This is a genomic window from Enterobacter roggenkampii (genome assembly GCF_001729805.1).
Taxonomy (GTDB): domain Bacteria; phylum Pseudomonadota; class Gammaproteobacteria; order Enterobacterales; family Enterobacteriaceae; genus Enterobacter; species Enterobacter roggenkampii.
The window spans coordinates 3,083,025-3,108,837 of the sequence record NZ_CP017184.1 but is presented as its reverse complement, the minus strand read 5'-3'; the positions used below and the strand labels follow the sequence as shown (position 1 = coordinate 3,108,837).

21 protein-coding genes and 1 pseudogene are annotated in these 25,813 nt (G+C 58.3%); 16 read left to right on the top strand and 6 right to left on the bottom strand.

Annotated features, from left to right (window positions below; all coding sequences use genetic code 11):
* Positions 1-11 precede the first annotated feature (11 nt).
* The 6 genes and pseudogenes from BFV67_RS14570 (at position 12) to BFV67_RS14545 (ending at position 8,133) form a co-directional block, all read left to right on the top strand.
* Positions 12-1,301: a carbohydrate porin gene (locus BFV67_RS14570; protein ID WP_258320342.1), complete on the top strand. Its 1,290-nt coding sequence runs from the start codon at positions 12-14 to the stop codon at positions 1,299-1,301.
* 166 nt (positions 1,302-1,467) lie between these two features.
* Complete coding sequence (gene licT, locus BFV67_RS14565) at positions 1,468-2,301, top strand: BglG family transcription antiterminator LicT (protein ID WP_069598550.1); 834 nt, start codon at positions 1,468-1,470, stop codon at positions 2,299-2,301.
* A 24-nt stretch (positions 2,302-2,325) separates the two neighbouring features.
* Positions 2,326-4,291 (top strand): annotated as a pseudogene (gene bglF, locus BFV67_RS14560) (PTS beta-glucoside transporter subunit IIABC).
* Between the two features lie 12 nt (positions 4,292-4,303).
* Positions 4,304-5,698: a glycoside hydrolase family 1 protein gene (locus BFV67_RS14555; protein ID WP_025913204.1), complete on the top strand. Its 1,395-nt coding sequence runs from the start codon at positions 4,304-4,306 to the stop codon at positions 5,696-5,698.
* A gap of 201 nt (positions 5,699-5,899) precedes the next feature.
* Positions 5,900-7,318: a multidrug resistance outer membrane protein MdtQ gene (gene mdtQ / locus BFV67_RS14550; RefSeq protein ID WP_069598548.1), complete on the top strand. Its 1,419-nt coding sequence runs from the start codon at positions 5,900-5,902 to the stop codon at positions 7,316-7,318.
* 50 nt (positions 7,319-7,368) lie between these two features.
* The gene (locus BFV67_RS14545) at positions 7,369-8,133 is read left to right on the top strand and encodes an SDR family oxidoreductase (RefSeq protein WP_008500906.1); all 765 of its coding nucleotides are present in this window, start codon (positions 7,369-7,371) and stop codon (positions 8,131-8,133) included.
* 82 nt (positions 8,134-8,215) lie between these two features.
* Here the strand turns inward: BFV67_RS14545 and BFV67_RS14540 are convergent, their stop codons facing one another.
* Positions 8,216-8,788 (bottom strand): DedA family protein, encoded by a 573-nt coding sequence (locus BFV67_RS14540; protein ID WP_008500905.1) that lies wholly within the window; start codon positions 8,786-8,788, stop codon positions 8,216-8,218.
* 157 nt (positions 8,789-8,945) lie between these two features.
* Here BFV67_RS14540 and BFV67_RS14535 point away from each other — a divergent pair, with 157 nt between their 5' ends.
* Positions 8,946-9,533, top strand: a complete 588-nt coding sequence (locus tag BFV67_RS14535) for a Yip1 family protein (RefSeq protein ID WP_008500904.1) — start codon at positions 8,946-8,948, stop codon at positions 9,531-9,533.
* Between the two features lie 167 nt (positions 9,534-9,700).
* Complete coding sequence (gene pbpG / locus BFV67_RS14530) at positions 9,701-10,624, top strand: D-alanyl-D-alanine endopeptidase (RefSeq protein ID WP_023293820.1); 924 nt, start codon at positions 9,701-9,703, stop codon at positions 10,622-10,624.
* Between the two features lie 83 nt (positions 10,625-10,707).
* Here pbpG and BFV67_RS14525 read toward each other — a convergent pair whose 3' ends face one another.
* Positions 10,708-11,262, bottom strand: a complete 555-nt coding sequence (locus BFV67_RS14525) for a GNAT family N-acetyltransferase (protein WP_008500902.1) — start codon at positions 11,260-11,262, stop codon at positions 10,708-10,710.
* A 111-nt stretch (positions 11,263-11,373) separates the two neighbouring features.
* A complete protein-coding gene (gene dld, locus BFV67_RS14520) occupies positions 11,374-13,122 on the bottom strand; it encodes a D-lactate dehydrogenase (protein WP_069598547.1) in 1,749 nt (582 codons plus the stop codon).
* Between the two features lie 189 nt (positions 13,123-13,311).
* Between dld and bglX the strand changes: the two genes are divergently transcribed.
* From bglX to BFV67_RS14495, 5 genes are all read left to right on the top strand, one after another.
* The gene (gene bglX / locus BFV67_RS14515) at positions 13,312-15,609 is read left to right on the top strand and encodes a beta-glucosidase BglX (protein WP_039266748.1); all 2,298 of its coding nucleotides are present in this window, start codon (positions 13,312-13,314) and stop codon (positions 15,607-15,609) included.
* A gap of 147 nt (positions 15,610-15,756) precedes the next feature.
* Positions 15,757-16,674: a glycine betaine ABC transporter substrate-binding protein OsmF gene (osmF, locus tag BFV67_RS14510; protein ID WP_021241490.1), complete on the top strand. Its 918-nt coding sequence runs from the start codon at positions 15,757-15,759 to the stop codon at positions 16,672-16,674.
* 12 nt (positions 16,675-16,686) lie between these two features.
* Positions 16,687-17,844 carry an ABC transporter permease gene (locus BFV67_RS14505; RefSeq protein WP_008500898.1) on the top strand — a complete coding sequence of 386 codons (1,158 nt, stop codon included), beginning with the start codon at positions 16,687-16,689 and terminating at the stop codon, positions 17,842-17,844.
* Positions 17,837-18,787, top strand: a complete 951-nt coding sequence (locus BFV67_RS14500) for an ABC transporter ATP-binding protein (RefSeq protein ID WP_008500897.1) — start codon at positions 17,837-17,839, stop codon at positions 18,785-18,787. The genes BFV67_RS14505 and BFV67_RS14500 overlap by 8 nt, the downstream gene beginning before the upstream one ends.
* Positions 18,771-19,508 carry an ABC transporter permease gene (locus tag BFV67_RS14495; protein ID WP_008500896.1) on the top strand — a complete coding sequence of 246 codons (738 nt, stop codon included), beginning with the start codon at positions 18,771-18,773 and terminating at the stop codon, positions 19,506-19,508. The genes BFV67_RS14500 and BFV67_RS14495 overlap by 17 nt, the downstream gene beginning before the upstream one ends.
* Here the strand turns inward: BFV67_RS14495 and BFV67_RS23875 are convergent.
* Both BFV67_RS23875 and mlrA read right to left on the bottom strand, forming a co-directional pair.
* Positions 19,483-19,596 (bottom strand): protein YohO, encoded by a 114-nt coding sequence (locus BFV67_RS23875; protein ID WP_008500895.1) that lies wholly within the window; start codon positions 19,594-19,596, stop codon positions 19,483-19,485. The two genes, BFV67_RS14495 and BFV67_RS23875, sit on opposite strands and share 26 nt — an antisense overlap.
* Before the next feature lie 69 nt (positions 19,597-19,665).
* Positions 19,666-20,406, bottom strand: a complete 741-nt coding sequence (gene mlrA / locus BFV67_RS14490) for an HTH-type transcriptional regulator MlrA (RefSeq protein ID WP_008500894.1) — start codon at positions 20,404-20,406, stop codon at positions 19,666-19,668.
* A 218-nt stretch (positions 20,407-20,624) separates the two neighbouring features.
* Here mlrA and BFV67_RS14485 point away from each other — a divergent pair, with 218 nt between their 5' ends.
* From BFV67_RS14485 to BFV67_RS14475, 3 genes are read left to right on the top strand one after another with little or no spacing between them, the layout of a single operon-like run.
* Complete coding sequence (locus tag BFV67_RS14485; protein WP_032622865.1) at positions 20,625-22,310, top strand: sensor histidine kinase; 1,686 nt, start codon at positions 20,625-20,627, stop codon at positions 22,308-22,310.
* Entirely contained in the window at positions 22,304-23,023 is a 720-nt protein-coding gene (gene btsR / locus BFV67_RS14480) for a two-component system response regulator BtsR (RefSeq protein WP_069598546.1), read from the top strand. The genes BFV67_RS14485 and btsR overlap by 7 nt, the downstream gene beginning before the upstream one ends.
* Before the next feature lie 46 nt (positions 23,024-23,069).
* On the top strand, positions 23,070-23,540 hold the full coding sequence (locus tag BFV67_RS14475) for a YehS family protein (RefSeq protein ID WP_008500891.1): 471 nt from the start codon (positions 23,070-23,072) through the stop codon (positions 23,538-23,540).
* 109 nt (positions 23,541-23,649) lie between these two features.
* On the opposite strand, the gene metG is transcribed toward BFV67_RS14475, so the two are convergent.
* On the bottom strand, positions 23,650-25,683 hold the full coding sequence (gene metG / locus BFV67_RS14470) for a methionine--tRNA ligase (RefSeq protein ID WP_039025047.1): 2,034 nt from the start codon (positions 25,681-25,683) through the stop codon (positions 23,650-23,652).
* Positions 25,684-25,813: the final 130 nt, after the last annotated feature.

Sequence of the window (25,813 nt, the reverse complement as noted above, 5' to 3'; positions counted from 1 at the left end):
CCCCGCTGTCGATGGCGCAAGACTGGAACGGTACGGTATTAGGGTTTGAAGCTCCGCCGGAGCCTGTGCTGGGCGAAATGCTCGGCATACGTAAAATCCTTAACGATAACGGTTTTACCTATAACCTCGGATACCTGAATGAAATTGGCTGGAACGGCGGTGGCGGATATAACCACGACTCCCACGTGGCCTATATTGACCAGTTCGCGCTGACCTTCAACCAGGACCTGGAGCGCTGGACCGGTATCCCGGACGCGCGTATCGAGGGGAACATCGTCAACCGCAACCACAATGACGATCTCACCACCAAACGCGTGCAGGACCCGCGCGTCAACTTCAACGATCTGACCCAGGAGAGCTGGGGCGGGCAGTCGATTACCCGTCTGGGCTGGCTGACCTTTGCCCGCAGCTTTGACGACCGGCGTCTGACCTGGCGCATCGGGATGATGAACAAGGTGCAGACCTTCGATCAAATTATCCCCTGTGATTTTCAGCTGCTGTCCCAGTGCGGCGGAAAGTCAGCCAACTCGCTCACCTGGAACAACTGGAACGTCCACACCTGGGGAACCACGCTTGCGTATAAATTAACGCCGACGCTGACCTTAAAAGGCGGCGTGATGGAGCAGAATCCGCAGGCCGCCAGCCGCAGCCATGCCTGGAGCTGGTCGACGAAGGGCAGCAAAGGGGTCTTACTGCCGGTTGAAATCGAAGCGCGTCCGCTGATTAACGGCCTGCCGGGCGCGTACAACCTGGGCGTGGTGTTTACCAACGCGCCGCAAACCGATCTCTATCGCGGCAAATCCGGCGGGGCGGGCGCGACGGACCCGGACGGATTCGATACCCACAGCCGGACCTGGTTCATGTACGCCGGGCTGAACCAGCAGCTTACGCAGCATCAGGATGACCCGAATCGCGGGTTGAGCACCTCGTTCAGCATGAGCCTTGCGGATCAGCGCACTAACTACATGCATCAGGTTTATGCCGCCTCGCTGCGCTACCGCGGACTGTTTGATGCGCGACCGGAAGACTGGATTGGCTTTGGCTTAACCTGGATTGATATGAGCAGCCAGTACGCCCGCAACCAGCGTTACCTGAACAGCCTGAGCGGCGTGAGCGACTACAACAATCCGGCCTGGCACCCGGTGCCGGGCCATTCCCTGAACGGCGAGTTTTACTACCGCTTTCGTCCGGTGTCATGGCTTGAACTGCAGCCGGGCATTCAGTACTGGCACCATCCCGGCGGGGTCAGTCGCACCCAGGATGCCTGGGTCACCGAGCTGAAAACGGTGGTGACCTTCTGATATCACGGTAGCAAGTTCGATCCGCGTCACGTTTCTGACGCGTGACGCATTGAGGCTACGAATGAAACTGTTAGAGTGCCAGAACTGGATTGTTACTGCTTAGGCAGGCAAAACCTGATTTTCTGGCATCTGCCGGAGGTCAGGTTTTTTTGTTTCTGGGGTTCAGATGAAAATCGCCAAGATACTCAATAATAACGTGGTGGTTGTTCAGGATGAGCGCGGGCGCGAACAGGTGGTGATGGGCCGTGGGCTGGCCTTTCAGAAGCGCGTCGGTGAAGCGCTGGATACCGCGCGGGTTGAAAAGGTGTTTGCGTTACAAAGCGATGAACTGGTGCGTCGGCTCGGCGAGCTGCTGAGTCAGATTCCGCTGGAGGTGATGACCACCTGCGACCGCATCATCGGGCTGGCGGCGCAGCGGCTGGGCAAGCTGCAGGAGAGCTTGTATATCACCCTCACCGATCACTGCTACTTTGCGATTGAGCGGCAGAAGAACGGGTTGGCCATCAAAAACGTGCTGCTGTGGGATATTAAACGGCTGTATCCGAAGGAGTTCGAACTAGGGCAGGAGGCGCGGGCCATTATCGCCAGACGCCTGAACGTCGAACTGGAGGAGGATGAGGCCGGTTTTATCGCCCTGCATCTGGTTACCGCGCAGTTGAACAGCGAAATGCCGGAGGTGATGCACGTGACGCGGGTGATGCAGGAGATCCTGCAGCTGGTGAAGTATCAGCTGCAGCTTGAGTATGACGAAGAGTCGCTCAGCTACCAGCGTTTCGTCACCCACCTGAAGTTTTTTGCCCAGCGGATGCTCATCCGCACCGTGGTGGAAGATGACGATGTCTCGCTGCATACGGCAGTCAAAGACAACTACGCGAAGGCGTGGAAATGCGCCGAGAAAATTGCGCAGCACCTGAACAAAAGCTACCAGCGTGAGCTGACAACCGAAGAAATTATGTTCCTCGCCATTCATATCGAGCGGGTGAGAAAAGAGGGGCGTTAAGCCTCAAAACAGGATTGTTACTGCATCACGCAGGCAAAACCTGAGCGCGGCCTTCGTCAGAAGGTCGTTCTCGGGTTTTTTTATTTTTGTACTCAGTCAACAGGTGCCTGCGGGCATCGGATGTAAGGAAATCGAGATGGAATACCAGGCGTTAGCGAAGGATATTCTCGGCCACGTTGGCGGAAAAGAGAACATCGTCAGTCTTGTGCACTGCGCGACCCGGCTTCGCTTCAAACTGAAAGAGAATCAACGGGCGGATGCGGAAGGGCTCAAGAAAAACCCGGGCGTGATCATGGTGGTCGAAAGCGGCGGCCAGTTTCAGGTGGTGATTGGCAACCACGTGCATGACGTCTGGCAGGCGGTGCGCAATGAAGCAGGCCTGACCGACGACGCCCCTGTCGTGGAAGAGAAGGGCGAAAAGGGGAACCTGCTGGGCCGCCTGATTGACATCGTCTCCGGGATCTTTACCCCATTTATTGGCATTCTGGCCGCGTCCGGTATTCTGAAGGGGCTGCTGGCGCTGGCCGTGGTCTGCGGCTGGCTCACGACCGAGAGCGGCACGCATAAAATCTGGTTTGCCGCCAGCGATGCGCTGTTTTTCTTCTTCCCGCTGGTGCTGGGCTATACCGCCGGGAAAAAGTTCGGCGGCAACCCGTTTATTACCATGGTGATCGGCGGGGCGCTCACCCATCCGGTGATGATTGCGGCGTTCAACGCCAGCCAGCAGCCGGGCGCGGTATCGGAAGCCTTTTTGGGCATCCCCGTCACGTGGTTCAACTACAGCGCGTCAGTGATCCCGATTATTCTCGCCGCGTGGGTCAGCTGCTGGCTGGAAAAACAGAGCACCAGGCTGCTGCCTTCCTCGATGAAAAACTTCTTCGCGCCGCTGATCTGTCTGGCCGTGACCGTGCCGCTGACTTTCCTCGTTATCGGGCCGCTGGCGACCTGGCTGAGCCAGATGCTGGCGAACGGCTATCAGACTATTTACGTTCTGGCACCTTGGCTGGCGGGCGCGGCGATGGGCGCGCTGTGGCAGGTCTGCGTTATTTTTGGCCTGCACTGGGGGCTGGTGCCGCTGATGATCAACAACCTGGCGGTGCTGGGGCATGACTCCATGCTGCCCATGCTTTTGCCTGCGGTGTTTGGCCAGGTGGGGGCGGCGCTGGGCATTTTTCTGCGTACCCGCGATGCGCGTCAGAAAATGCTGGCCGGTTCATCCGTGACGGCAGGTATTTTCGGTATCACCGAACCCGCAGTGTATGGCGTAAACCTGCCGCTGCGCCGTCCGTTTATCTTTGGCTGCGTGGCTGGCGCTATCGGCGGGGCGATTGTCGGCTTCAGTGACACCCACGTTTACTCCTTCGGCTTCGCCAATATCTTTACCATCGCCCAGATGATTCCGCCGGGCGGCGTGGACGCCACGCTGTGGGGAGGCATTATCGGCACGGTGGTGGCGCTGGTGCTGAGCTGCGGCCTGACGCTGCTCGCAGGTATGCCAGGAAACACCGCGCCAGAGAATGTGGTCTCCGCGGGCGAAAACGATGTGCTATCGCCGATGACCGGTACCGTTCTTGCTCTCGACCAGGTGCCGGATACCACGTTTGCCAGCGGCCTGCTGGGCAGCGGCGCCGCGATTATTCCCTCCGATAACAAAGTGGTTGCCCCGTTTGCCGGCGTGGTGGCTTCGCTGTTCCAGACCAAACACGCCATCGGCCTGCTCAGTAACAGCGGGATTGAAGTGTTGATCCACGTGGGTATCGACACCGTGAAGCTCGACGGCAGGCCGTTTACCGCCCATGTGAAGGTCGGTGACAAGGTGCAGCCCGGCGATCTGCTGCTGGAGTTTGACCGACAGGCGATTATCGATGCCGGATACGACCTGGCGACCCCGATTATTATCAGTAACAGCGACGAGTATCGCGAGGTGGCGACCGTGGCGGCAACGTCCGTCATTGCCGGTGCGCCGTTACTCAGCGTCAGTCATCAATAACAGGAGAATGTGATGAAAACTTTCCCGGACGATTTTTTATGGGGCGGCGCGGTTGCCGCGAATCAGGTAGAGGGTGCGTATCTGGAGGAGGGGAAAGGGCTGTCCACCTCTGACGTTCAGCCGCAGGGTGTCTTCGGCCCGGTAGTTGAGCGCGTCCCTGGGGACAGCGGCATCAAGGATGTCGCCATCGACTTCTATCATCGCTACCCGGAAGACATCAAGCTGTTCGCCGAGATGGGCTTTAGCTGCCTGCGCGTCTCCATTGCCTGGACCCGCATTTTTCCGAACGGTGACGAGCAGCAGCCGAACGAGGCGGGGCTGGCGTTTTACGACCGGTTGTTTGACGAGCTGGCCGCGCACAACATTACCCCGCTGGTGACGCTGTCGCACTATGAAATGCCGTGGGGGCTGGTGAAGCAGTACGGCGGGTGGGGCAGCCGTCAGACTATCGGCTTCTTTGAGCGCTATGCCCGTACCGTGTTTGCGCGCTACAAAGAGAAGGTCAAGCTGTGGCTGACCTTCAACGAGATCAATATGTCTCTGCACGCGCCGATGACCGGCGTCGGTCTGCCGGAAACCAGCAGCAAAGGGGAGGTGTACCAGGCGATCCACCACCAGCTGGTGGCCAGCGCGCTGGCGGTGAAGGCCTGCCATGAGATTATCCCGGATGCCAGAATCGGCAACATGCTGCTGGGCGGCCTGATGTATCCGCTGACCTGCAAGCCGGAAGATGTTCTGGAGACGCTGCAGGAAAACCGCGCGTGGCAATTCTTTGGCGACGTGCAGTGTCGCGGCGCCTACCCGGGCTATATGCAGCGCTTCTTCCGTGACAACGGCATTCAGCTTGAGGTTACGGATGCCGACCGCGAGGCGCTGAAATCTACCGTCGATTTTATCTCCTTCAGCTACTACATGACGGGCTGCGTCACCGCGGACGACGCCCTCAACCAGCAGGCGCGCGGCAACATCCTGAGCATGGTGCCAAACCCGCATCTGGCCAGTTCCGAATGGGGCTGGCAGATTGACCCCATCGGCCTGCGTACTCTGCTAAACGTGCTCTGGGATCGCTATCAGAAACCGCTGTTTATCGTGGAAAATGGCCTCGGGGCGAAGGATAAACCGGACGCAGACGGCGTGGTGAAGGACGACTACCGCATCAGCTACCTTAACGACCATCTGGTGCAGGTGCGTGAAGCCATTGAAGACGGCGTTGAGGTGATGGGCTACACCAGCTGGGGGCCCATCGATCTGGTAAGCGCATCAAAAGCTGAACTCTCTAAGCGCTACGGCTTTATTTACGTCGATCGCGATGACAGCGGGAAAGGCACGCTGGCGCGCAGCCGTAAGAAAAGTTTCTACTGGTATAAAGAGGTTATTGCGACAAAAGGCGCTTCGCTGAAAGTTTAATAAAGCGATCAACCTGACAGGGGATGTTCACCCTGTCGGGTTGATTATTTTTCATTTGCATAATTCAATTTAAATAATAATTTTGGTGAATACTTTTCCGTATATTTAAATCTATGACAATTTACGCATTGCCACGCATTACTAAAAAAATAAAGAGAATCGAGCGTAATTTGCGCCTTTATTTTTTGAGTTTATGGCGTCATGAAACGTTCTCTTATTTTATCTCTGAGTGCTCCCTTCGTTTTTATTCTGGCTGCCTGTGCGCCTGAACATGCCACGGTATCTCCCATTAAAACGCAAACCACGGCGGCGTCGGTGAATACGGTTCTGAATCATCAGGACTGGCCGAAAAATGAGTGGTGGAAAGCATATAACGATCCGGAACTTAACGGGCTTATTGCGAAAGCATTAAGCGATGCGCCGGATATGCAGATTGCCCGTCAGCGCATTACGCTTGCGGAAGCCCAGGCCAAAGCGGCTATGGCTGCCGACGGTCCGCAGATTGATTTTTCAGCGGATGCCGAACGTCAGAAAATGTCCGCCGAGGGGCTGATGGGGCCCTTTGCCATTACCGACCCGGCGGCAGGGACAACCGGGCCGTGGTACACCAACGGCACCTTTGGCCTGACGGCAGGCTGGGATCTCGATCTGTGGGGAAAAAATCGCGCGCAGGTCGAAGCCCGGATTGGCAAAGTGAATGCGCAAAAAGCGGAGCTGGAGCAGACCCGTCAGCTGCTGGCCAGCAGCGTGGCGCGGCTCTACTGGGAGTGGCAAACGCAGGCCGCCGTGGGGGAGGTCCTCGCGCAGATTAAACATGAGCAGGACAATATTATCGGTGCCGATCGCGAGCTGTATCAGCACGGGATCACCTCCTCCGTGGAGGGCGTTGAAACGGATATCAACGCCAGCAAAACCGAAGAGCAGCTGGCCGAAGTCAACGGGAAAATGAAAGCCATTGAGGCGCGCCTGGTCGCGCTGACGAACGCCTCCTCCGTGAAGCTGACGCGGCACGCCTTGCCAACGGTGGAAGCCTCGCTACCGTCGACGCTCGGCTATGAACTGCTGGCACGCCGTCCGGATCTGCAGGAGGCGCACTGGTATATCGAAGCCTCCATGAGCGAAGTGGAGGCCGCCCGAGCGGCGTTTTATCCTGACGTGAACCTGATGGCGTTCTTACAGCAGGATGCTCTCCATCTGAGCGATCTGTTCCGTTCGTCCGCGCAGCAGATGGGCGTGACCGCCGGGCTGACGCTGCCGATTTTCGACAGCGGCAGGCTTAACGCCGGGCTGGATATCGCTCAGGCGCAGAACAACCTTTCAGTAGCCAACTACAACAAAGCGGTGGTAGAGGCCGTCAATCAGGTGGCACACACGGCCAGTGAAGTCGAAACGCTCATGGCGAAAAACAGCCACCAGCAGCAGGTTGAAAAAGATGCGGCACGGGTTGTGGCGCTGGCGCAGGCGCGTTTCAGCGCGGGGATCGTTGCAGGCTCCCGGGTCAGTGAAGCCAGAATACCGGCCCTCAAAGAGCGCCTCGAAGGACTGCTGCTGAAGGGGCAGTATGTGGACGCCACGCTGCAGCTGACCTCCGCGCTGGGCGGTGGCTATCATCATGGCTAAAAAAGGTCATTAACTATACTTACCTCTTTGCAGTTTTTCAGGAGGTGAGTATGACCAGAGTAGCGATTGTGACCGCATCGGATTCCGGGATCGGTAAAACCACGGCCCTGATGCTGGCAGAGCGCGGGTTTGATATTGGCGTCACCTGGCACTCGGATGAGAAAGGGGCGCTGGAAACCTGCCGTGAAGTCGAAGCGCAGGGGCAGCGCGCGGAGGCTGTCCATCTTGATCTAAGCACGCTGCCGGAAGGCGCTGAGGCCATAGAGACGCTGATTGCGCGCTTTGGCCGGCTGGACGTGCTGGTCAATAATGCAGGGGCGATGACCAAAGCGCCGTTCCTCGAGATGCCGTTTGACGACTGGCGGAATATTTTCACCGTCGACGTGGACGGTGCGTTTCTCTGTTCACAGATAGCCGCAAGGCAGATGGTGAAGCAGGGGGAAGGGGGGCGGATTGTGAACATCACCTCGGTGCATGAACACACGCCTCTGCCGCAAGCGAGTGCCTACACGGCGGCAAAACACGCGCTCGGCGGCTTAACCAAATCCATGGCGATGGAGCTGGTGAAGCACAACATTCTGGTGAACGCCGTCGCGCCGGGTGCGATTGCCACGCCGATGAACGACATGGACGACAGCGAAGTGAAGGAAGGCTCCATGCCGGAAATCCCGCTGGCAAGGCCGGGCCACACGAAAGAGATTGCCAGCCTGGTGGCGTGGCTGTGTGACAGCGACGCCAGCTATACAACAGGGCAATCGTTTATCGTCGACGGGGGCTTTATGCTGGCGAACCCGCAGTTTAAGCCGGAGGGATAGATTTCCCTCTCCCTGTGAGAGAGGGTATTTTTAGTTCCCTCTCCCTGTGGGAGAGGGTTAGGGTGAGGGCATCAGGCCGCACTCACTCCTCATCCCGCGTCTTTTCACGGTGCTTCAGCCACAGTCGCACCGCAATCACCGCCACAACCACCAGAATCAACCACGCCCAGTGCTTCAGGTGCTGGTCGAGATTATGCAGCCAGGGCGCAATCACTTCGCCCCCTACATAACCGAGCGTCGTAAAGATCAGCGCCCAGGCAATCGCGCCCACAATATTGAGCGGCAGAAAAATTTTGGGCGGCAGATGGCTGGCGCCAATCAGTATCGGCCCGATAATGCGAAAGCCATACATAAAGCGCGTGCCAATAACGAACAGGTAGGGATGACGTTGAATGAGCCGCTGAGCGCGGCGGATTTTCTTCTGATGCTTTGCGAAACGCTTGAGCAGCGTGGGCCCAAAGCGCAGCCCCAGAAAGTAGAGCAGCTGATCGCCTATCATCCCGCCCAGCGCGACCGCGGCAACAACCAGCGGGAACTTCAGTAACCCCTGATGCGCGGCGACGCCCCCTAACAGCGTGATGGTTTCACCTTCTGCCACGCTGCCGATGACCAGCGCGGCATAGCCATATTGCTCAATGAGTGCGTTAATATCCATTACGTAACGGTTTTCTCCCTCTGCGTGCCTCGTTTAATCATATACCCCTTGAATCAACGGCGGGGAAATCAACGGAAATTTCCCACTGTACATAAAATAATCTAAAGCCTGCATTATACTTAAGGTATCGCTGACGGGCCGACAACAAGGGGGCGCTATGAACCATGTCTGGGGACTTTTCTCCCATCCCGATCGTGAAATGCATGTCATTAAAAGTGAGAACGAAACGGTCTCGCATCATTACACGCACCACGTGCTGCTGATGGCCGCTGTGCCGGTAATATGCGCTTTTATCGGAACGACACAAATCGGCTGGAACTTCGGTGACGGCACCGTGGTTCAGCTTTCCTGGTTTACCGGACTCTATCTTGCCATCATCTTTTATGGCCTGATGCTGGCGGGGGTGGCGGTCATGGGGCGCGTCATTCACTGGATGGCGCGTAACTATCCGCAGCGTCCATCGCTGGCGCACTGTATGGTCTTTGCCGGGTATGTCGCGACCCCGCTGTTCTTAAGCGGTATTGTTGCGCTCTATCCACTGGTCTGGCTGTGCGCGCTGATCGGTACCATTGCCCTCTTTTACACCGGTTATCTGCTGTATCTGGGGGTTCCTACCTTCCTGAATATCAATAAAGAAGAGGGGCTGAGCTTCTCGAGCTCAACGCTCGCCATCGGGGTGCTGGTGCTGGAGGCGCTCCTGGCGCTGACGGTGATTCTTTGGGGTTATGGATACCGTCTCTTCTGAGTTCACTGCATTGCTGGCGTAAATGCCAGCAATGCAGCATCCGTTCACGATTATCCTCTGGCGACAACGCCCGCTGACGGCTATGATGCCGAGGCCAGCCTGTGTTTATCCAACAACCCAGGCGGTGTACGTCATAACGTGCGTGAATAATTATCAGAAGTCTCACCATGCTGAAATTCCGAGTCTCTTTACTTAGCCTGGCGCTGTTGCTGGGTGCGTCCGCAGTCGTACCGGCCGTCGCCAAAACGCCCGCGGTGACCACCGCTGCTGCTCAGCCGCAAATTGCGTCCGGCAGCGCGATGATTGTCGATCTCAACACCAATAAGGTGATTTACGCCAGCCATCCGGACCTGGTGCGACCGATCGCCTCAATTACCAAATTAATGACCGCGATGGTGGTGCTTGATGCCCATCTGCCGCTGGACGAAAAACTGAAAGTGGATATTAGCCACACGCCGGAGATGAAAGGGATCTACTCCCGCGTGCGGCTGAACAGTGAGATCAGCCGTAAAAATATGCTGCTGCTGGCGCTGATGTCGTCTGAAAACCGTGCGGCGGCGAGCCTGGCGCACCACTATCCGGGCGGCTACGACGCGTTTATCCGCGCGATGAACGCGAAAGCCAAAGCGCTGGGGATGAACAATACGCACTATGTTGAACCGACGGGTCTGTCGATCAACAACGTCTCCACGGCGCGCGATCTGACGAAACTGCTGATTGCCAGCAAACAGTACCCGCTGATTGGTCAGCTCAGTACCACCCGCGAAGAGATGGCGACCTTTGCGAACCCGGCCTATACGCTGCCGTTCCGCAATACTAACCATCTGGTATACCGGGATAACTGGAATATTCAGCTAACCAAAACCGGCTTTACCAACGCGGCTGGACACTGTCTGGTGATGCGCACCGTATTTAACGGTAAACCGGTGGCGCTGGTAGTGATGGATGCCTTCGGCAAATATACGCACTTCGCCGACGCGAGCCGCCTGCGGACCTGGATTGAAACAGGAAAAGTGCAGCCTGTCCCGGCCGCGGCATTGACGTATAAAAAGCAGAAAGCGGAGCAGATGGCGACGGCGCAGAACGACTGAGCCGTCTGTCAGCGCCGGGTGGCGGCTTTGTCTTACCCGGCCTACAAACACTAAAAACGGTAACCCAGGTTACCGTTTTGCGTTTATTCCGGCAGCGTCCAGTCACCATCGTTGAGCGGGCGCTGCATAATCACCGTATCCCGCCAGTCGCCTTTCTTGTAGCCTACGCTGCGCAGCTGACCGACAATCACGAAACCATGTTTTTTATGCAGACGTAACGAGCCGGCATTGTTATTGCCATCTCCTACCACGGCAATCATCTGCCGCCACGGCCCTTGCTCGCAGCGTGCGATCAGCGCATCCATCAGTGCCGTGCCAAAACCGCGCCCGGTGATGCTGGCATCCACGTAAATCGACTCTTCCAGGGTATAGCGGTAGGCGTGTCGCGGTCGGTAAGGGGTGGCATAGCAGTAGCCCACCACAATGCCGCGGTACAGCGCGATAAGCCACGGTAAACCGTTCTCCGCCACGCTTTTCATGCGATGACGCATTTCGTCAATAGTCGGGGGGACTTCTTCAAATGACGCGCGCCCGTGAAGCACATGCCAGGCATAGATCGCGGCAATGGCATGCACATCATCGGGACGGGCGTCGCGCACTTCCAGCTCGGTCTCGGATAAAACATCAATAGCCGACATGATGTGCCTGCTCCTCTTATCGAAGGCCGGAGAAACGTTTCTCCGGCGATAAGCGGTTACTCTATTACGATTAAGGAGCGCTTAACAATCTCTCAAATTTGGCTGTAGGAATTAATCAGACGTTTGCGTTATGTGCCGCTCCGCGTCTGCGCTCTCTTTCCAGTATTTCTTCCGCGTTGTTTTACCGATGCCGGGATTCATGCTGTTTGTAGGGTCATTCGCGCGATAAAACTGCTTAAGTGCGTCAGGGGCTTTATAAAGATGTCCGACGTTGTGTTCCGCAGGATATTGTGCGCCGCGTTCGCGCAGAAGGGCGAGCATCTGCTCCTTCAGTTCGTGTGCATCGACCCCTTTCTTGACGATGTAATCCTGATGGAAGACATAGCACATAAAGTGACCGTAATAGAGCTTGTGCACCAGCTTGCTGTCGATTTCCGGCGGCAGGTGTTCAAACCACTCGGTGTCGTTACGCCGCAGGGCGATATCGAGCGCCAGAATATCTTCCACCTCTTCAGAATGTACCGCCTGATATCGGATGGCGGCCCCTGCGGCGGCAAAGCGGTGCAGGAAGGCTTTGCTGCCCTCTTCAGGCGTACAGGCAAAGAAATCCCCTTCGGCGGTTTTAAAGAATTCGGTCAGCCAGGCCTGCGCTTCGGCGATCCCGTCTCCGGCCATTTTCAGCAGCAGGTGATGTTCGTACCTGTCGCGCCAGGTTTTCATCCTCTCCGGCAGATGCGCCGGGAAAACGTTGCCCAGCTTCTGCATAAAGCGGTCGGTGAAGTGGGGTTTGAACAGCGACACTTTCTCCAGCATCGCGTCGGTACGGCCCTTCATGGTGAAGAAGAACGGCATTTTGTCGGTGCCGAGCTTGTCGATCATCAGGAACGTGTCTTTGCCGTAGCGCTCGGCGATGTCGTAAATGTCCCGGTGCATGTATTCGCCCGCCACCGGCAGGTGGGTGAATTCGCCCAGAATATGGCGACGGATCTCCGTCAGAACCTCAGGCTGGTTGGTGCCGATGTAGAATACCTGCTGCTTTTTCTCGGCCGGGAAGGTGTCGAGACGCACCGCAAAAACGGCCAGCTTGCCCGCGCAGCCGGAGGATTCAAACAGGCGATCCGGGTCGGCGTTATAGCGCGCCGGCGTATCGGCATTGATATCCCGCACGCGGGTCACGTAGTCATGATCGTGCGCATGGCGACCGTCGTGCTGAACGTCTTCATCCTTCACGCGATCGTCGTCGAGCTTGCTGAGGATCTGTTCTGGCGTGACGCCGAGATCGATTCCCAGGTGGTTCACCAGCGTCAGCTTGCCGTTTTCGTCAATACGGGCAAACAGGGACATCTCGGTATAGGCGGGGCCGCGCTGCACCAGCGAGCCGCCAGAGTTATTGCAGATCCCACCGACCACCGAGGCGCCAATGCAGGAGGAGCCGATCACCGAGTGCGGTTCGCGGCCCAGCGGCTTAAGCGCTTTCTCGAGGGAGTAGAGCGTCGTGCCGGGGAACGCGAGCACCTGCTCGCCTTTATCCAGCAGGTGCAGCTTGTCGAGGCGCAGGGTGCTGATAATCACGATGTCACGATCGTAATCGTTGCCGTTCGGCGTGGAGCCTTCGGTCAGGCCGGTGTTGGCCGCCTGCATTAAAATAATCTTGTCGGCGGCGACGCAGGCGCTCAGGACGCGCCACAGCTCCAGCAGCGTGCCGGGGAAAACCACCGCCAGCGCGTCGCCCTGACCGGAGCGGAAGCCCTTGCGGTAGCGGGCGGTTTTAGCCGGGTCGGTAAGCAGGTGAGAGGAGCCAACCAGGCGCGACAGTTCGTTAATAAAGGTTTTGTTATCGTCAGTTCGAACAGAAGACATCTTCCACTCCTTGTGGTGGGGCAAATTTCTCGCTGTAAAGCATAGCGCGATTAACTGTTAAGCGGTCGAGTATTCACGAGAAAAATCAGAGAATAACCCTGCAACGATCGGAGGGTTTGTGGCACACTGCGCTTTTCGCACGGTATGGCCGAGATCGTCCGGCGGTTATTGATGAGAGAGTAAAACGACATGAAATGGCTATGTTCTGTAGGTGTCGCCGTCAGCCTGGCGCTGCAACCTGCGCTGGCAGAGGATTTGTTTGGCAATCACCCGCTCACGCCTGAAGCGCGGGACGCGTTTGTCACGGAATTGCTCAAGAAAATGACGGTCGATGAGAAAATCGGCCAGCTGCGTCTGATCAGCGTCGGCCCGGATAACCCGAAAGAGGCCATCCGCGAGATGATCAAAGACGGGCAGGTAGGCGCCATCTTTAATACCGTCACCCGCCAGGATATCCGCAAGATGCAGGACCAGGTGATGGATCTCAGCCGCCTGAAAATTCCCCTGTTCTTTGCCTACGACGTGGTGCACGGCCAGCGTACCGTCTTTCCCATCAGCCTCGGCTTAGCGTCTTCCTTTAACCTCGACGCGGTGAAAACCGTCGGGCGCGTGTCGGCTTATGAAGCGGCGGACGACGGCCTGAACATGACCTGGGCGCCCATGGTGGACGTCTCGCGCGATCCGCGCTGGGGCCGCGGCTCGGAAGGCTTTGGTGAAGATACGTATTTAACCTCCACGATGGGTAAAACCATGGTGGAAGCGATGCAGGGCAAAAGCCCGGCGGACCGCTACTCGGTGATGACCAGCGTCAAACACTTTGCGGCCTACGGCGCGGTGGAGGGCGGTAAAGAGTACAACACCGTCGACATGAGCCCGCAGCGCCTGTTCAACGACTACATGCCGCCGTACAAGGCAGGGCTGGATGCGGGCAGCGGCGCGGTGATGGTGGCGCTGAACTCGCTGAACGGCACGCCTGCGACCTCTGATTCCTGGCTGCTGAAAGACGTGCTGCGCGACCAGTGGGGCTTTAAGGGCATCACCGTTTCCGACCACGGCGCGATTAAAGAGCTGATCAAACACGGTACCGCCTCCGATCCGGAAGACGCGGTGCGCGTGGCGCTCAAGTCCGGCATCAACATGAGCATGAGCGACGAGTATTACAGCAAGTACCTGCCGGGGCTGGTGAAGAGCGGCAAGGTGACGATGGCGGAGCTGGACGATGCCACCCGTCACGTGCTGAACGTGAAATACGACATGGGGCTGTTTAACGATCCGTACAGCCACCTGGGTCCGAAAGACTCCGACCCGGCAGATACCAATGCCGAAAGCCGCCTGCACCGCAAAGAGGCGCGTGACGTCGCGCGCGAAAGCCTGGTGCTGCTGAAGAACCGCCTCGACACGCTGCCGCTGAAAAAATCCGGCACCATTGCCGTGGTGGGTCCGCTGGCCGACAGCAAGCGCGACGTCATGGGCAGCTGGTCTGCCGCGGGCGTGGCTGACCAGTCCGTGACCGTGCTGACCGGTATCAAGAGTGCCGTCGGTGAAAACGCCAAAGTGGTTTACGCCAAAGGGGCGAACGTCACCAACGATAAAGACATCGTGACCTTCCTCAACCAGTACGAGGAAGCGGTGAAGGTCGATCCGCGCACGCCGAAGGAGATGATTGACGAGGCGGTGAACGCCGCGAAGCAGTCTGACGTCGTTGTTGCGGTCGTGGGTGAAGCGCAGGGTATGGCGCACGAAGCCTCCAGCCGTACCGATATCACCATTCCACAGAGCCAGCGCGATCTGATTGCCGCCCTGAAAGCCACCGGCAAGCCGCTGGTGCTGGTGCTGATGAACGGTCGTCCGCTGGCGCTGGTGAAAGAGGACCAGCAGGCTGACGCCATTCTGGAAACCTGGTTCGCCGGTACCGAAGGCGGTAACGCCATCGCCGACGTGCTGTTTGGCGATTACAACCCGTCGGGCAAGCTGCCGATGTCCTTCCCGCGCTCCGTCGGGCAGATCCCGGTGTACTACAGCCACCTGAACACCGGTCGCCCGTACAACGCCGACAAGCCGAACAAGTACACCTCTCGTTACTTCGACGAAGCTAACGGCCCGCTCTATCCGTTTGGTTACGGCCTGAGCTACACCACCTTCAAGGTCTCCGACGTGAAAATGTCGGCGCCGACCCTGAAGCGTGACGGCAAGGTCACCGCCAGCGTTGAGGTGACCAACACCGGCAAGCGCGAAGGGGCTACGGTGATCCAGATGTACGTGCAGGATGTCACCGCGTCGATGAGCCGTCCGGTGAAACAGCTGCGCGGCTTCGAGAAGGTCACGCTGAAGCCGGGGGAAACCAAAACCATCAGCTTCCCGATCGACGTGGATGCGCTGAAGTTCTGGAACCAGCAGATGAAATACGATGCGGAACCGGGCAAGTTTAACGTCTTTATCGGCGTGGACTCCGCCCGCGTGAATAAAGGCGAGTTCGAGCTGCTGTAACCTTTCCCTCCTTTGCCTCCCCCCGTCCTGCGGGGGAGGCGTCTTACCTTATGCTAAAAAGGCATTTTGACGGTTAATTCCGCCGTTTTAAGCTACGCTTTTCTCTCAAGCCTCTGAAAAAGGCAGCAAAAAAATGAGGATAGCGGAATGACGATTGCAAAGGGGATGTTGGGATCTGCGGTGTTACTGGCGGCGCTGAGCCTGCCGTTACAGGCGGCGGAGCCGGTAAAAGTGGGTTCGAAGATCGATACCGAAGGCGCGCTGCTCGGCAATATCATCTTGCAGGTGCTGGAAAGCCACGGCGTGAAAACGGTCAATAAAGTCCAGCTCGGCACCACGCCCGTCGTGCGCGGCGCGATTACCTCCGGCGAGCTGGATATCTACCCGGAATACACCGGCAACGGCGCATTCTTCTTCAAAGATGAAAACGATCCGGCATGGAAAAACGCCAAAGCCGGGTATGAGAAAGTCAAAAAGCTGGACGCGGAACAGAACAAACTGGTCTGGCTGACCCCGGCACCGGCCAACAATACCTGGACTATCGCCGTGCGCAAGGACGTGGCGGAGAAAGGGAAGCTGACTACCCTGGCGGATCTCAGCCGCTACCTGAAAGAGAAGGGCGACTTTAAGCTTGCGGCGTCGGCGGAGTTTATCGAGCGTCCTGACGCGCTGCCCGCGTTTGAAAAAGCCTACGACTTCAAGCTCGACCAGGCGCAGCTTCTCTCGCTGGCGGGCGGGGATACCGCAGTGACCATCAAAGCGGCGGCACAGCAAACCTCCGGCGTTAACGCGGCCATGGCCTACGGCACCGACGGCCCGGTGGCGGCGCTTGGCCTGCAGACCCTGACCGATCCAAAAGGCGTACAGCCAATTTATGCGCCGACCCCGGTGGTGCGTGAGGCGGTGCTGAAAGCGTACCCGGACATTGCAGAATGGCTCAAACCGGTCTTCGAAAAGCTGGATGAAAAAACGCTGCAGCAGCTGAATGCCAGCATTGCCGTCGAGGGGCTGGATGCCAAAAAAGTGGCCGCCGACTTCCTGAAACAACAAGGGCTTGTGAAGTAACGGGAAAAGGCTGTGCCAATAAAATGTCATAACCGCGTCCTGCTGCTGCTGGCCTGCGTAGCCATCGCGGCGGTCGCGTTACCGTTTGTTAACGTTGCCCCAAACCGCCTGATGTCGGGGGAGGGCAAAGCGCTCTGGCAGGTCTGGTCGTTTACGCCGGGGTGGCTGGCGGCGGCGCTGGGCGCGTGGGTGATCCTGTCGCTCTGGCAGGGACGCCCGGCCCAGTGGCTGACGCTGCTTCTCTCTGAAGGGCTGTTTATTCTCCTGTTCTGGAGCGCCGGGCTGGCGGCGACGCATATGGCCTCGGCGGAAAGTCCGCTGGCGAGAACCACTATCGGCAGCGGCCTGTGGCTGTGGCTGGCGCTCTGCCTGCTGGCCTGCAGCGATGCGATTCGTCGACTCATCCCCAGCGCCGTCTGGCGATGGGTGCTCAATGCGCAGATATGGTGTATTCCTTTACTCCTGCTGTTCAGCGGTGAGCTGAACAACCTCTCGCTGTTAAAAGAATACGCCAACCGTCAGGAGGTGTTTGATGATGCCCTCGCGCAGCACCTGACGATCCTCTTCGGTACGCTCTTTCCGGCGCTTCTGGTTGGGATCCCCCTTGGCATGTGGTGCTATCGCCATCCTTCACGCCAGGGCGGGGTTTTTACCGTGCTCAATGTTATCCAGACCATTCCTTCCGTCGCGCTGTTTGGCCTGCTGATTGCGCCGCTGGCCGGGCTGGTGAAGTCGTTTCCGGCGCTGGGAATGCTGGGAATAGCCGGAACGGGATTAACGCCCGCGCTTATCGCGCTGGTGCTGTATGCCCTGCTGCCGCTGGTACGCGGCGTGGTCGCGGGCTTAGGTCAGGTCGCACCTGACGTGCTGGAAAGCGCCCATGCGATGGGAATGAGCGCGCGGCAGTGTTTCTGGAAAATTCAGCTGCCGCTGGCGCTGCCCCTGCTGTTGCGCAGCCTGCGGGTGGTGGCGGTCCAGACCGTCGGCATGGCGGTGATTGCGGCGCTGATTGGCGCGGGCGGCTTTGGCGCGCTGGTCTTCCAGGGGCTGCTGAGCAGTGCCCTGGATCTGGTGTTATTGGGCGTGGTGCCCACGATTGCGCTGGCGGTGGTCGTCGACGCACTGTTTGCCTTATGGCTCGCGCTGCTCGGGAGAAGAGCCAATGATTGAATTTCATGATGTCAGTAAAACCTTTGCCGGTCGCCCCGCGGCGAGCCACCTGAACCTGAACTTTGCCGAGGGCGCGTTTTCCGTGCTGATTGGCACCTCCGGGTCGGGCAAATCCACCACCCTGAAGATGATCAACCGGCTGGTGGAGCATGACAGCGGGCTGATCCGCTTTGCCGGGGAAGAGATCCGCAGCCTGCCGGTGCTGGAGCTGCGCCGTCGGATGGGCTATGCCATTCAGTCCATCGGCCTGTTTCCGCACTGGACGGTGGCGCAGAACATCGCCACCGTGCTGCAGCTGGAGAAATGGTCGCGGACGAAAATCGCCGAACGTGTTGATGAGCTGATGGCTCTGCTGGGGCTAGAGCCCGCGCTGCGCGACCGCTATCCGCACCAGCTTTCCGGTGGGCAGCAGCAGCGCGTGGGCGTGGCGCGCGCGCTGGCGGCCAACCCGCAGGTGCTGCTGATGGACGAACCCTTCGGCGCGCTGGATCCGGTCACGCGCGGGGCGCTGCAGGCGGAGATGACCCGCATTCACCGCATTCTCGGACGCACGATCGTGCTCGTGACGCACGATATTGATGAAGCCCTGCGCCTGGCTGACCATCTGGTGCTGATGGATCATGGCGAAGTGGTGCAGCAGGGCTCGCCGCTTGAGCTGTTAACCTGGCCGAAGAATGACTTTGTGCGCGAGTTTTTTGGCCGCAGCGAGTTGGGCGTCAGGCTGCTCTCCCTGCGAACGGTGAGCGACTATATGCGTCGGGAGGCGGCGCCGGTGAGCGGCGAACCGCTGCAGGCGCAGATGAGCCTGCGGGATGCGCTCTCCGCGTTTGTCGCGCGCCAGTGCGAAGTATTGCCCGTTTCGGATGCCCGGGGCGCGCCGTGCGGCACCTTACACTTTCGCGATCTGCTGGCCGGGGAGGTGACGCGTGAAGGCACTGCGTGATCCGCTTCTCTGGCTGGTAGCGCTCTTTGTCGGCTTACTGTTTCTGATGCCCCACAGCGCGGCGCTGTTTAACAGTCTCTTTCCCGGGCTGCCGCGGCCGGTATATCAGCAGGAGAGCTTCATTAATCTCGCCCTGGCGCATCTCTGGCTGGTGGCGCTCTCAAGCGCCATCGCGGTTGTGCTGGGCGTGGGGGCGGGCATCGCGGTCACGCGGCCCGCGGGCCGGGAGTTTCGCCCGCTGGTGGAGACGATTGCGGCCATCGGACAGACGTTTCCCCCGGTGGCGGTGCTGGCGATAGCGGTGCCGGTGATGGGCTTTGGCCAACAGCCTGCCATCATTGCGCTGATTCTGTACGGCGTATTGCCGGTGCTGCAGGGCACGCTGGCGGGCCTCGCGGCGGTACCTGCGTCCGTGCTGAGCGTGGCGGAAGGGATGGGGATGAGTCGCGGCCAGCGGCTGCGCAAGGTTGAACTGCCGCTAGCGGCACCGGTTATCATTGCCGGGATCCGCACGTCGGTCATCATTAACATCGGGACGGCGACCATTGCGTCGACGGTCGGCGCTAATACGCTGGGCACGCCGATCATTATCGGCTTAAGCGGGTTTAATACGGCGTATATTGTGCAGGGAGCGCTGCTGGTTGCGCTGGCGGCAATCGTCGTCGATCGCGCTTTTGAGCGGCTGGCGCTGTACCTCAGCCGACACCGCCGCGAACAATAAACGAGTACCCTGCCAGCATCACGCCGCCGATACCGCTTACGGCCATCAGGACAAAAAGGGTAATAATGGCCAGTTTGGTTGCCTTCATCATGTGCTCCTGTTGTTAACGGAACAATTATACGGTGAAGCGCAGCTGTTAATGAACCATTAAATGCCGTTATGGCTCATCCGGACCAAGGGAATAGACCGGGTAACCATTCTCACGCCATTCCGTCAGCAGCTGTTGCTGCGAGGCGGACGGCACTTCGCCACACCAGACCAGCAGGGTCTGGCCGTCGAAAAACTCAGGTCTGAGCTGCGCCAGCGAGTGCGCCAGAACATCCACGCGCCAGCCCTTCTGGGTGGCAATCCACGCTTCCAGCCACAGGCGGGTGGTATCGTGTACGTTCCAGCCGACAACCAGCGCATCTTTTCCGGCTTTGTTCTTCGCTGAGGCAAGGCAGACGGCAATGTAGTTGATCAGCACGCCGTCGAGCATGCTGAGCAGCGCCTGCAGGGTGGACTGCTGGCACTGCAGGCGTCGCCGGAGCGGAATGAAAAGATGGGAGATCAGCGTCTGCGCCGGGTAATCGCGACCCTGCTCTTTTATCCATCCACGCAGGCGCTGCAGGTTGCCCGCCTGCAGGAGCCGCAGCAGGGTTTCCTGTTGTTCGCGCCAGAGATGTTGCGTATCCGGGTCGTCGTGGCTCAGCAGGGACTTCACTTTCCCAACCTGCACGCCGTTGTCGATCCAGCTTTTGATTTCGCGAATGCGGTCGATATCGTCATCATTAAAAAGGCGATGCCCACCGTCGGTCCTCTGCGGTTTGAGTAATCCATACCGTCGCTGCCACGCCCGTAGGGTAACGGGATTGATATCACAAAGGAGTGCCACTTCACCGATCGTGTAAAGCGCCATATTCGCCCCCTGGCTTACGCGTCCCCAGCTTAACTGTAGACCCACTTTGCCGAACCAGGAAGAATTGATTGTTTTTTACGCAAAGAATGCGAAGCGTATGCGATATTCTGAAAAAGGTGTGATAACGGGCACGATTTTGCGCTTTTTTGGGATGCTTCAAAGAAAGTTGAGCCGCATCCGTGTATGTTACGCGTTTTTTAGCGTGTGCGGTTTTGAGTATGTACGAGTTTAACCTGGTGCTGCTGTTGCTTCAGCAGATGTGTGTGTTTCTGGTCATTGCCTGGCTGATGAGCAAAACGCGCCTGTTTATCCCGCTGATGCAGGTCACCGTCCGTCTGCCGCACAAATTCCTCTGCTACGTCGTATTTTCCATATTCTGCATTATGGGGACCTGGTTTGGTCTTCATATCGAAGACTCTATTGCCAATACGCGCGCTATCGGCGCGGTGATGGGCGGGCTGCTCGGCGGTCCCGTCGTCGGGGGGCTTGTCGGTTTAACCGGGGGGCTGCATCGCTATTCCATGGGCGGGATGACGGCGCTGAGCTGTATGATCTCCACGATCGTTGAAGGGCTTCTCGGCGGCCTGGTGCACAGCTATATGATTAAGCGCGGTCGCCCGGATAAAGTCTTCAGCCCGCTCACCGCCGGAGCCATTACCTTTGTGGCCGAAATGGCGCAGATGGCGATCATCCTGCTGATTGCCCGTCCGTTTGAGGATGCGCTGCACCTGGTCAGCAGCATTGCCGCTCCGATGATGGTGACCAATACCGTGGGCGCGGCGCTGTTTATGCGCATCCTGCTCGACAAGCGCGCCATGTTTGAGAAGTACACCTCGGCCTTTTCCGCCACGGCGCTGAAGGTTGCCGCCTCGACCGAAGGGATCCTGCGCCAGGGGTTTAACGAAGAGAACAGCATGAAGGTGGCTCAGGTGCTCTACAAGGAGCTGGATATCGGCGCGGTCGCGATAACCGATCGGGAAAAGCTGCTGGCCTTTACCGGTACGGGCGACGATCACCATCTGCCGGGCAAACCGATCTCCTCAGCCTATACGCTGCGCGCCATCGAAACCGGCGAGGTGGTGTATGCCGACGGTAACGAAGTGCCTTACCGCTGTTCGCTGCATCCCCAGTGCAAGCTGGGCTCCACGCTGGTGATTCCGCTTCGCGGCGAGAATCAGCGGGTGATGGGCACCATCAAGCTGTATGAGGCGAAAAACCGTCTGTTCAGCTCCATCAACCGCACGCTGGGGGAGGGGATCGCCCAGCTGCTGTCCGCGCAAATCCTCGCCGGGCAGTATGAGCGGCAGAAAGCCCTGCTGACGCAGTCGGAGATTAAGCTGCTGCATGCGCAGGTCAATCCGCATTTCCTGTTCAACGCCCTCAATACGCTCAAAGCGGTGATCCGCCGCGACAGCGATCAGGCCGCCCAACTGGTGCAGTTTCTGTCGACCTTTTTCCGCAAGAACCTGAAGCGGCCGTCGGAGATCGTGACCCTCGCCGATGAGATTGAGCACGTGAATGCCTATCTGCAGATTGAGCAGGCGCGTTTCCAGTCGCGTCTGCAGGTGTCGCTCTCCGTGCCGGACGAGCTGGCGTATCAGCATCTTCCGGCCTTTACCCTGCAGCCGATTGTGGAAAACGCCATTAAGCACGGTACATCACAGCTGCTGGGAAGGGGGGAGATAACCATTGCCGCCAGCCGATTCAACCATCACCTGGTGCTGGATATTGAAGATAATGCCGGGCTTTATCAGCCTTCCGCCTCCGGCGGTTTAGGGATGAGCCTGGTGGATAAACGCCTGCGCGCCCATTTTGGCGATGACTGTGGCATTACCGTCGCCTGCGAGCCCGACCGATTTACCCGTATTACCCTACGACTGCCGCTGGAGGAAAACGCATGTTAAAAGTGCTGATTGTGGATGACGAGCCGCTGGCACGGGAAAACCTGCGCGTTCTGCTGCAGGAGCAGCCGGATATTGAGATTGTGGGGGAGTGCGCGAACGCCATTGAGGCTATCGGCGCGGTGCACAAGCTGCGCCCGGACGTGCTGTTCCTCGATATTCAGATGCCCCGCATCAGCGGGCTGGAGATGGTCGGCATGCTTGACCCGGAACATCGCCCCTACATCGTGTTTCTGACGGCGTTCGACGAATATGCCGTTAAGGCCTTTGAGGAGCATGCGTTTGATTATTTACTCAAGCCGATTGAAGAGAAGCGTCTGGATAAAACGCTCACCCGTTTACGCCAGGAGCGCACCGTGCAGGACGTCACGCTGCTGGCGGAGAACCAGCAGCCGCTGAAGTTTATCCCCTGCACCGGGCACAGCCGGATCTATCTTCTGCAGATGGATGATGTGGCCTTTGTCAGCAGCCGCCTGAGCGGGGTATTTGTTACCAGCGCGGAAGGGAACGAAGGGTTTACCGAGCTGACCCTGCGCACGCTGGAGAGCCGCACGCCGCTGATTCGCTGTCACCGCCAGTACCTGGTGAATATGGCGCATCTGAAGGAGATCCGCCTGGAAGATAACGGCCAGGCCGAGCTGGTGCTGCGCGCCGGGCAAACCGTCCCGGTCAGCCGCCGCTACCTGAAGAGTTTGAAAGAGGCGATTGGGCTGTAAAGCTGGTACACTGCGCGCCATTGCATCATCGACATTCGAAGGCTCTATGCTAAGTAACGATATTCTTCGTAGCCTGCGCTACACCCTGAAAGCGAACAATAACGACATGGTGCGCATTCTTGCGCTGTCCGACATGGAATCCACGTCTGCGAGTTTTGACACGTGGATGACCAAAGAAGACGAAGAGGGGTTTGTCCGCTGTCCTGATATCATTCTGTCGGGCTTCCTGAACGGCCTGATTTACGATAAGCGTGGCAAGGATCCGGCCGCGCCAGAGCTGGCGCTGGAGCGTCGGGTGAACAACAACACGGTGCTGAAAAAGCTGCGTATCGCGTTCTCGCTGAAAACGGACGATATCGTGGCGATCATGACCGAGCAAAAATTCCGCGTATCCGTGCCGGAAGTGACCGCCATGATGCGCGCACCGGATCATAAAAACTACCGCGAGTGTGGCGACCAGTTCCTGCGTAATTTCCTGCGCGGGCTGACCCACCGGGTGCATCACCCGAAGGCGTGATGTTTAGCCGGGTGGCGGCTTCGCCTTACCCGGCCTACAAAACCCGTAGGCCCGTGCAGGCGTAGCGCCGCCGGGCAAAAAAAGCCGGAGATAATCTCCGGCTTTTTTGTTATTTCACCTGCTGACCCGGCTTCGCGCCTTCGTCAGGGCTTAACAGGAAGATATCTTTCCCGCCAGGGCCTGCGGCCATCACCATCCCCTCAGAGATGCCGAAGCGCATTTTACGCGGCGCCAGGTTCGCCACCATCACGGTCTGACGGCCGATCAGCACCTGCGGATCCGGATACGCAGAGCGGATCCCGGAGAAGACGTTGCGCTTCTCGCCGCCCAGATCCAGCGTCAGGCGCAGCAGCTTGTCAGAGCCGTCCACGAACTCCGCGTTCTCGATCAGCGCCACGCGCAGGTCGACTTTGGCGAAATCATCGAAGGTAATGGTTTCCTGAATCGGATCGTCCGCCAGCGGGCCGGTGACCGGTGCCGCAGCCGCCTTCACTTCTTCTTTGGATGCTTCTACCAGGGCTTCAACCTGCTTCATCTCGATGCGGTTGTACAGCGCCTTGAAGGTGTTCACCTTATGGCCGAGCAGCGGCTGCTGGATTGCATCCCAGGTCAGTTCGGTGTTCAGGAACGCTTCAGCGCGGGCTGCCAGCTGTGGCAGAACCGGCTTCAGCCAGGTCATCAGCACGCGGAACATGTTCAGACCCATGGTGCAGATCGCCTGCAGGTCGGCGTCACGGCCTTCCTGTTTCGCGACCACCCACGGGGCCTGCTCGTCCACATAGCGGTTGGCAACGTCGGCCAGCGCCATGATTTCACGAATCGCTTTACCGAATTCACGGCTTTCCCAGGCTTCGCCAACCGCAGCGGCGGCATCGGTGAAGGTTTTATACAGCACCGGATCGGCCAGTTCGGCAGAAAGCACGCCGTCAAAGCGCTTGGCAATAAAGCCCGCGTTACGGGACGCCAGGTTCACCACCTTGTTGACGATGTCCGCGTTCACGCGCTGCACGAAATCTTCCAGGTTCAGGTCGATATCGTCGATGCGGGAAGAGAGCTTCGCGGTGTAGTAGTAGCGCAGGCTGTCCGCGTCGAAGTGGTTCAGCCAGGTGCTGGCCTTGATGAACGTCCCGCGGGACTTGGACATCTTGGCGCCGTTCACCGTCACGTAGCCGTGAACAAACAGGTTGGTTGGCTTGCGGAAGTTGCTGCCTTCCAGCATGGCCGGCCAGAACAGGCTGTGGAAGTAAACGATGTCTTTGCCGATGAAGTGGTACAGCTCGGCGGTAGAGTCTTTCTTCCAGTATTCGTCGAAGCTGACGGTGTCGCCACGCTTGTCGCACAGGTTCTTGAAGGAGCCCATGTAGCCGATTGGCGCGTCCAGCCAGACGTAGAAGTATTTGCCCGGTGCGTTCGGGATTTCGAAGCCGAAATACGGCGCATCGCGGGAGATATCCCACTGCTGCAGGCCGGATTCGAACCACTCCTGCATCTTGTTCGCTACCTGCTCCTGCAGCGCGCCGCTGCGGGTCCACGCCTGCAGCATTTCGCTGAAGGACGGCAGGTCGAAGAAGAAGTGCTCGGAGTCACGCATCACAGGCGTGGCGCCGGAAACCACGGATTTCGGCTCGATAAGCTCGGTTGGGCTGTAGGTCGCGCCGCACACTTCGCAGTTATCGCCGTACTGGTCCGGGGATTTACATTTCGGACAGGTGCCTTTGACGAAGCGGTCCGGCAGGAACATGCCTTTTTCCGGATCGTACAGCTGAGAGATGGTGCGGTTTTTGATAAAACCGTTCTCTTTCAGACGGGTGTAGATCAGCTCCGACAGCTCGCGGTTTTCGTCGCTGTGCGTGGAGTGATAGTTGTCATAGCTGATGTCAAAGCCAGCAAAATCGGTCTGATGCTCCTGACTCATTTCGGCAATCATCTGCTCCGGGGAGATCCCCAGCTGCTGTGCTTTCAGCATGATCGGCGTGCCGTGGGCATCGTCCGCACAGATGAAGTTAACCTCGTGGCCGCGCATTCGCTGGTAACGGACCCAGACATCAGCCTGGATATGCTCCAGCATGTGGCCGAGGTGGATTGAGCCGTTGGCGTACGGCAGTGCGCACGTTACCAGAATTTTCTTCGCGACTTGAGTCATAGTAGGCATTACTTCTTTTAACTGTGAAAAGGGTTTTTGATATTACCAAAAGGGGCATTATTAAGTAAGCACAAACCACGGCCTTTCAGGTAAACTTGTTCATCTAAGGTCTTATTCACAAGAACAAAGG

What these genes read in the sequence shown, in the direction of transcription:
- BFV67_RS14570 (WP_258320342.1), top strand. Translation starts at nt 12, where the DNA reads ATGGCGCAAGACTGGAACGGTACGGTATTAGGGTTTGAAGCTCCGCCG.
- licT (WP_069598550.1), top strand. Translation starts at nt 1,468, where the DNA reads ATGAAAATCGCCAAGATACTCAATAATAACGTGGTGGTTGTTCAGGAT.
- BFV67_RS14555 (WP_025913204.1), top strand. Translation starts at nt 4,304, where the DNA reads ATGAAAACTTTCCCGGACGATTTTTTATGGGGCGGCGCGGTTGCCGCG.
- mdtQ (WP_069598548.1), top strand. Translation starts at nt 5,900, where the DNA reads ATGAAACGTTCTCTTATTTTATCTCTGAGTGCTCCCTTCGTTTTTATT.
- BFV67_RS14545 (WP_008500906.1), top strand. Translation starts at nt 7,369, where the DNA reads ATGACCAGAGTAGCGATTGTGACCGCATCGGATTCCGGGATCGGTAAA.
- BFV67_RS14540 (WP_008500905.1), bottom strand. Translation starts at nt 8,788, where the DNA reads ATGGATATTAACGCACTCATTGAGCAATATGGCTATGCCGCGCTGGTC.
- BFV67_RS14535 (WP_008500904.1), top strand. Translation starts at nt 8,946, where the DNA reads ATGAACCATGTCTGGGGACTTTTCTCCCATCCCGATCGTGAAATGCAT.
- pbpG (WP_023293820.1), top strand. Translation starts at nt 9,701, where the DNA reads ATGCTGAAATTCCGAGTCTCTTTACTTAGCCTGGCGCTGTTGCTGGGT.
- BFV67_RS14525 (WP_008500902.1), bottom strand. Translation starts at nt 11,262, where the DNA reads ATGTCGGCTATTGATGTTTTATCCGAGACCGAGCTGGAAGTGCGCGAC.
- dld (WP_069598547.1), bottom strand. Translation starts at nt 13,122, where the DNA reads ATGTCTTCTGTTCGAACTGACGATAACAAAACCTTTATTAACGAACTG.
- bglX (WP_039266748.1), top strand. Translation starts at nt 13,312, where the DNA reads ATGAAATGGCTATGTTCTGTAGGTGTCGCCGTCAGCCTGGCGCTGCAA.
- osmF (WP_021241490.1), top strand. Translation starts at nt 15,757, where the DNA reads ATGACGATTGCAAAGGGGATGTTGGGATCTGCGGTGTTACTGGCGGCG.
- BFV67_RS14500 (WP_008500897.1), top strand. Translation starts at nt 17,837, where the DNA reads ATGATTGAATTTCATGATGTCAGTAAAACCTTTGCCGGTCGCCCCGCG.
- BFV67_RS23875 (WP_008500895.1), bottom strand. Translation starts at nt 19,596, where the DNA reads ATGAAGGCAACCAAACTGGCCATTATTACCCTTTTTGTCCTGATGGCC.
- mlrA (WP_008500894.1), bottom strand. Translation starts at nt 20,406, where the DNA reads ATGGCGCTTTACACGATCGGTGAAGTGGCACTCCTTTGTGATATCAAT.
- BFV67_RS14485 (WP_032622865.1), top strand. Translation starts at nt 20,625, where the DNA reads ATGTACGAGTTTAACCTGGTGCTGCTGTTGCTTCAGCAGATGTGTGTG.
- btsR (WP_069598546.1), top strand. Translation starts at nt 22,304, where the DNA reads ATGTTAAAAGTGCTGATTGTGGATGACGAGCCGCTGGCACGGGAAAAC.
- BFV67_RS14475 (WP_008500891.1), top strand. Translation starts at nt 23,070, where the DNA reads ATGCTAAGTAACGATATTCTTCGTAGCCTGCGCTACACCCTGAAAGCG.
- metG (WP_039025047.1), bottom strand. Translation starts at nt 25,683, where the DNA reads ATGACTCAAGTCGCGAAGAAAATTCTGGTAACGTGCGCACTGCCGTAC.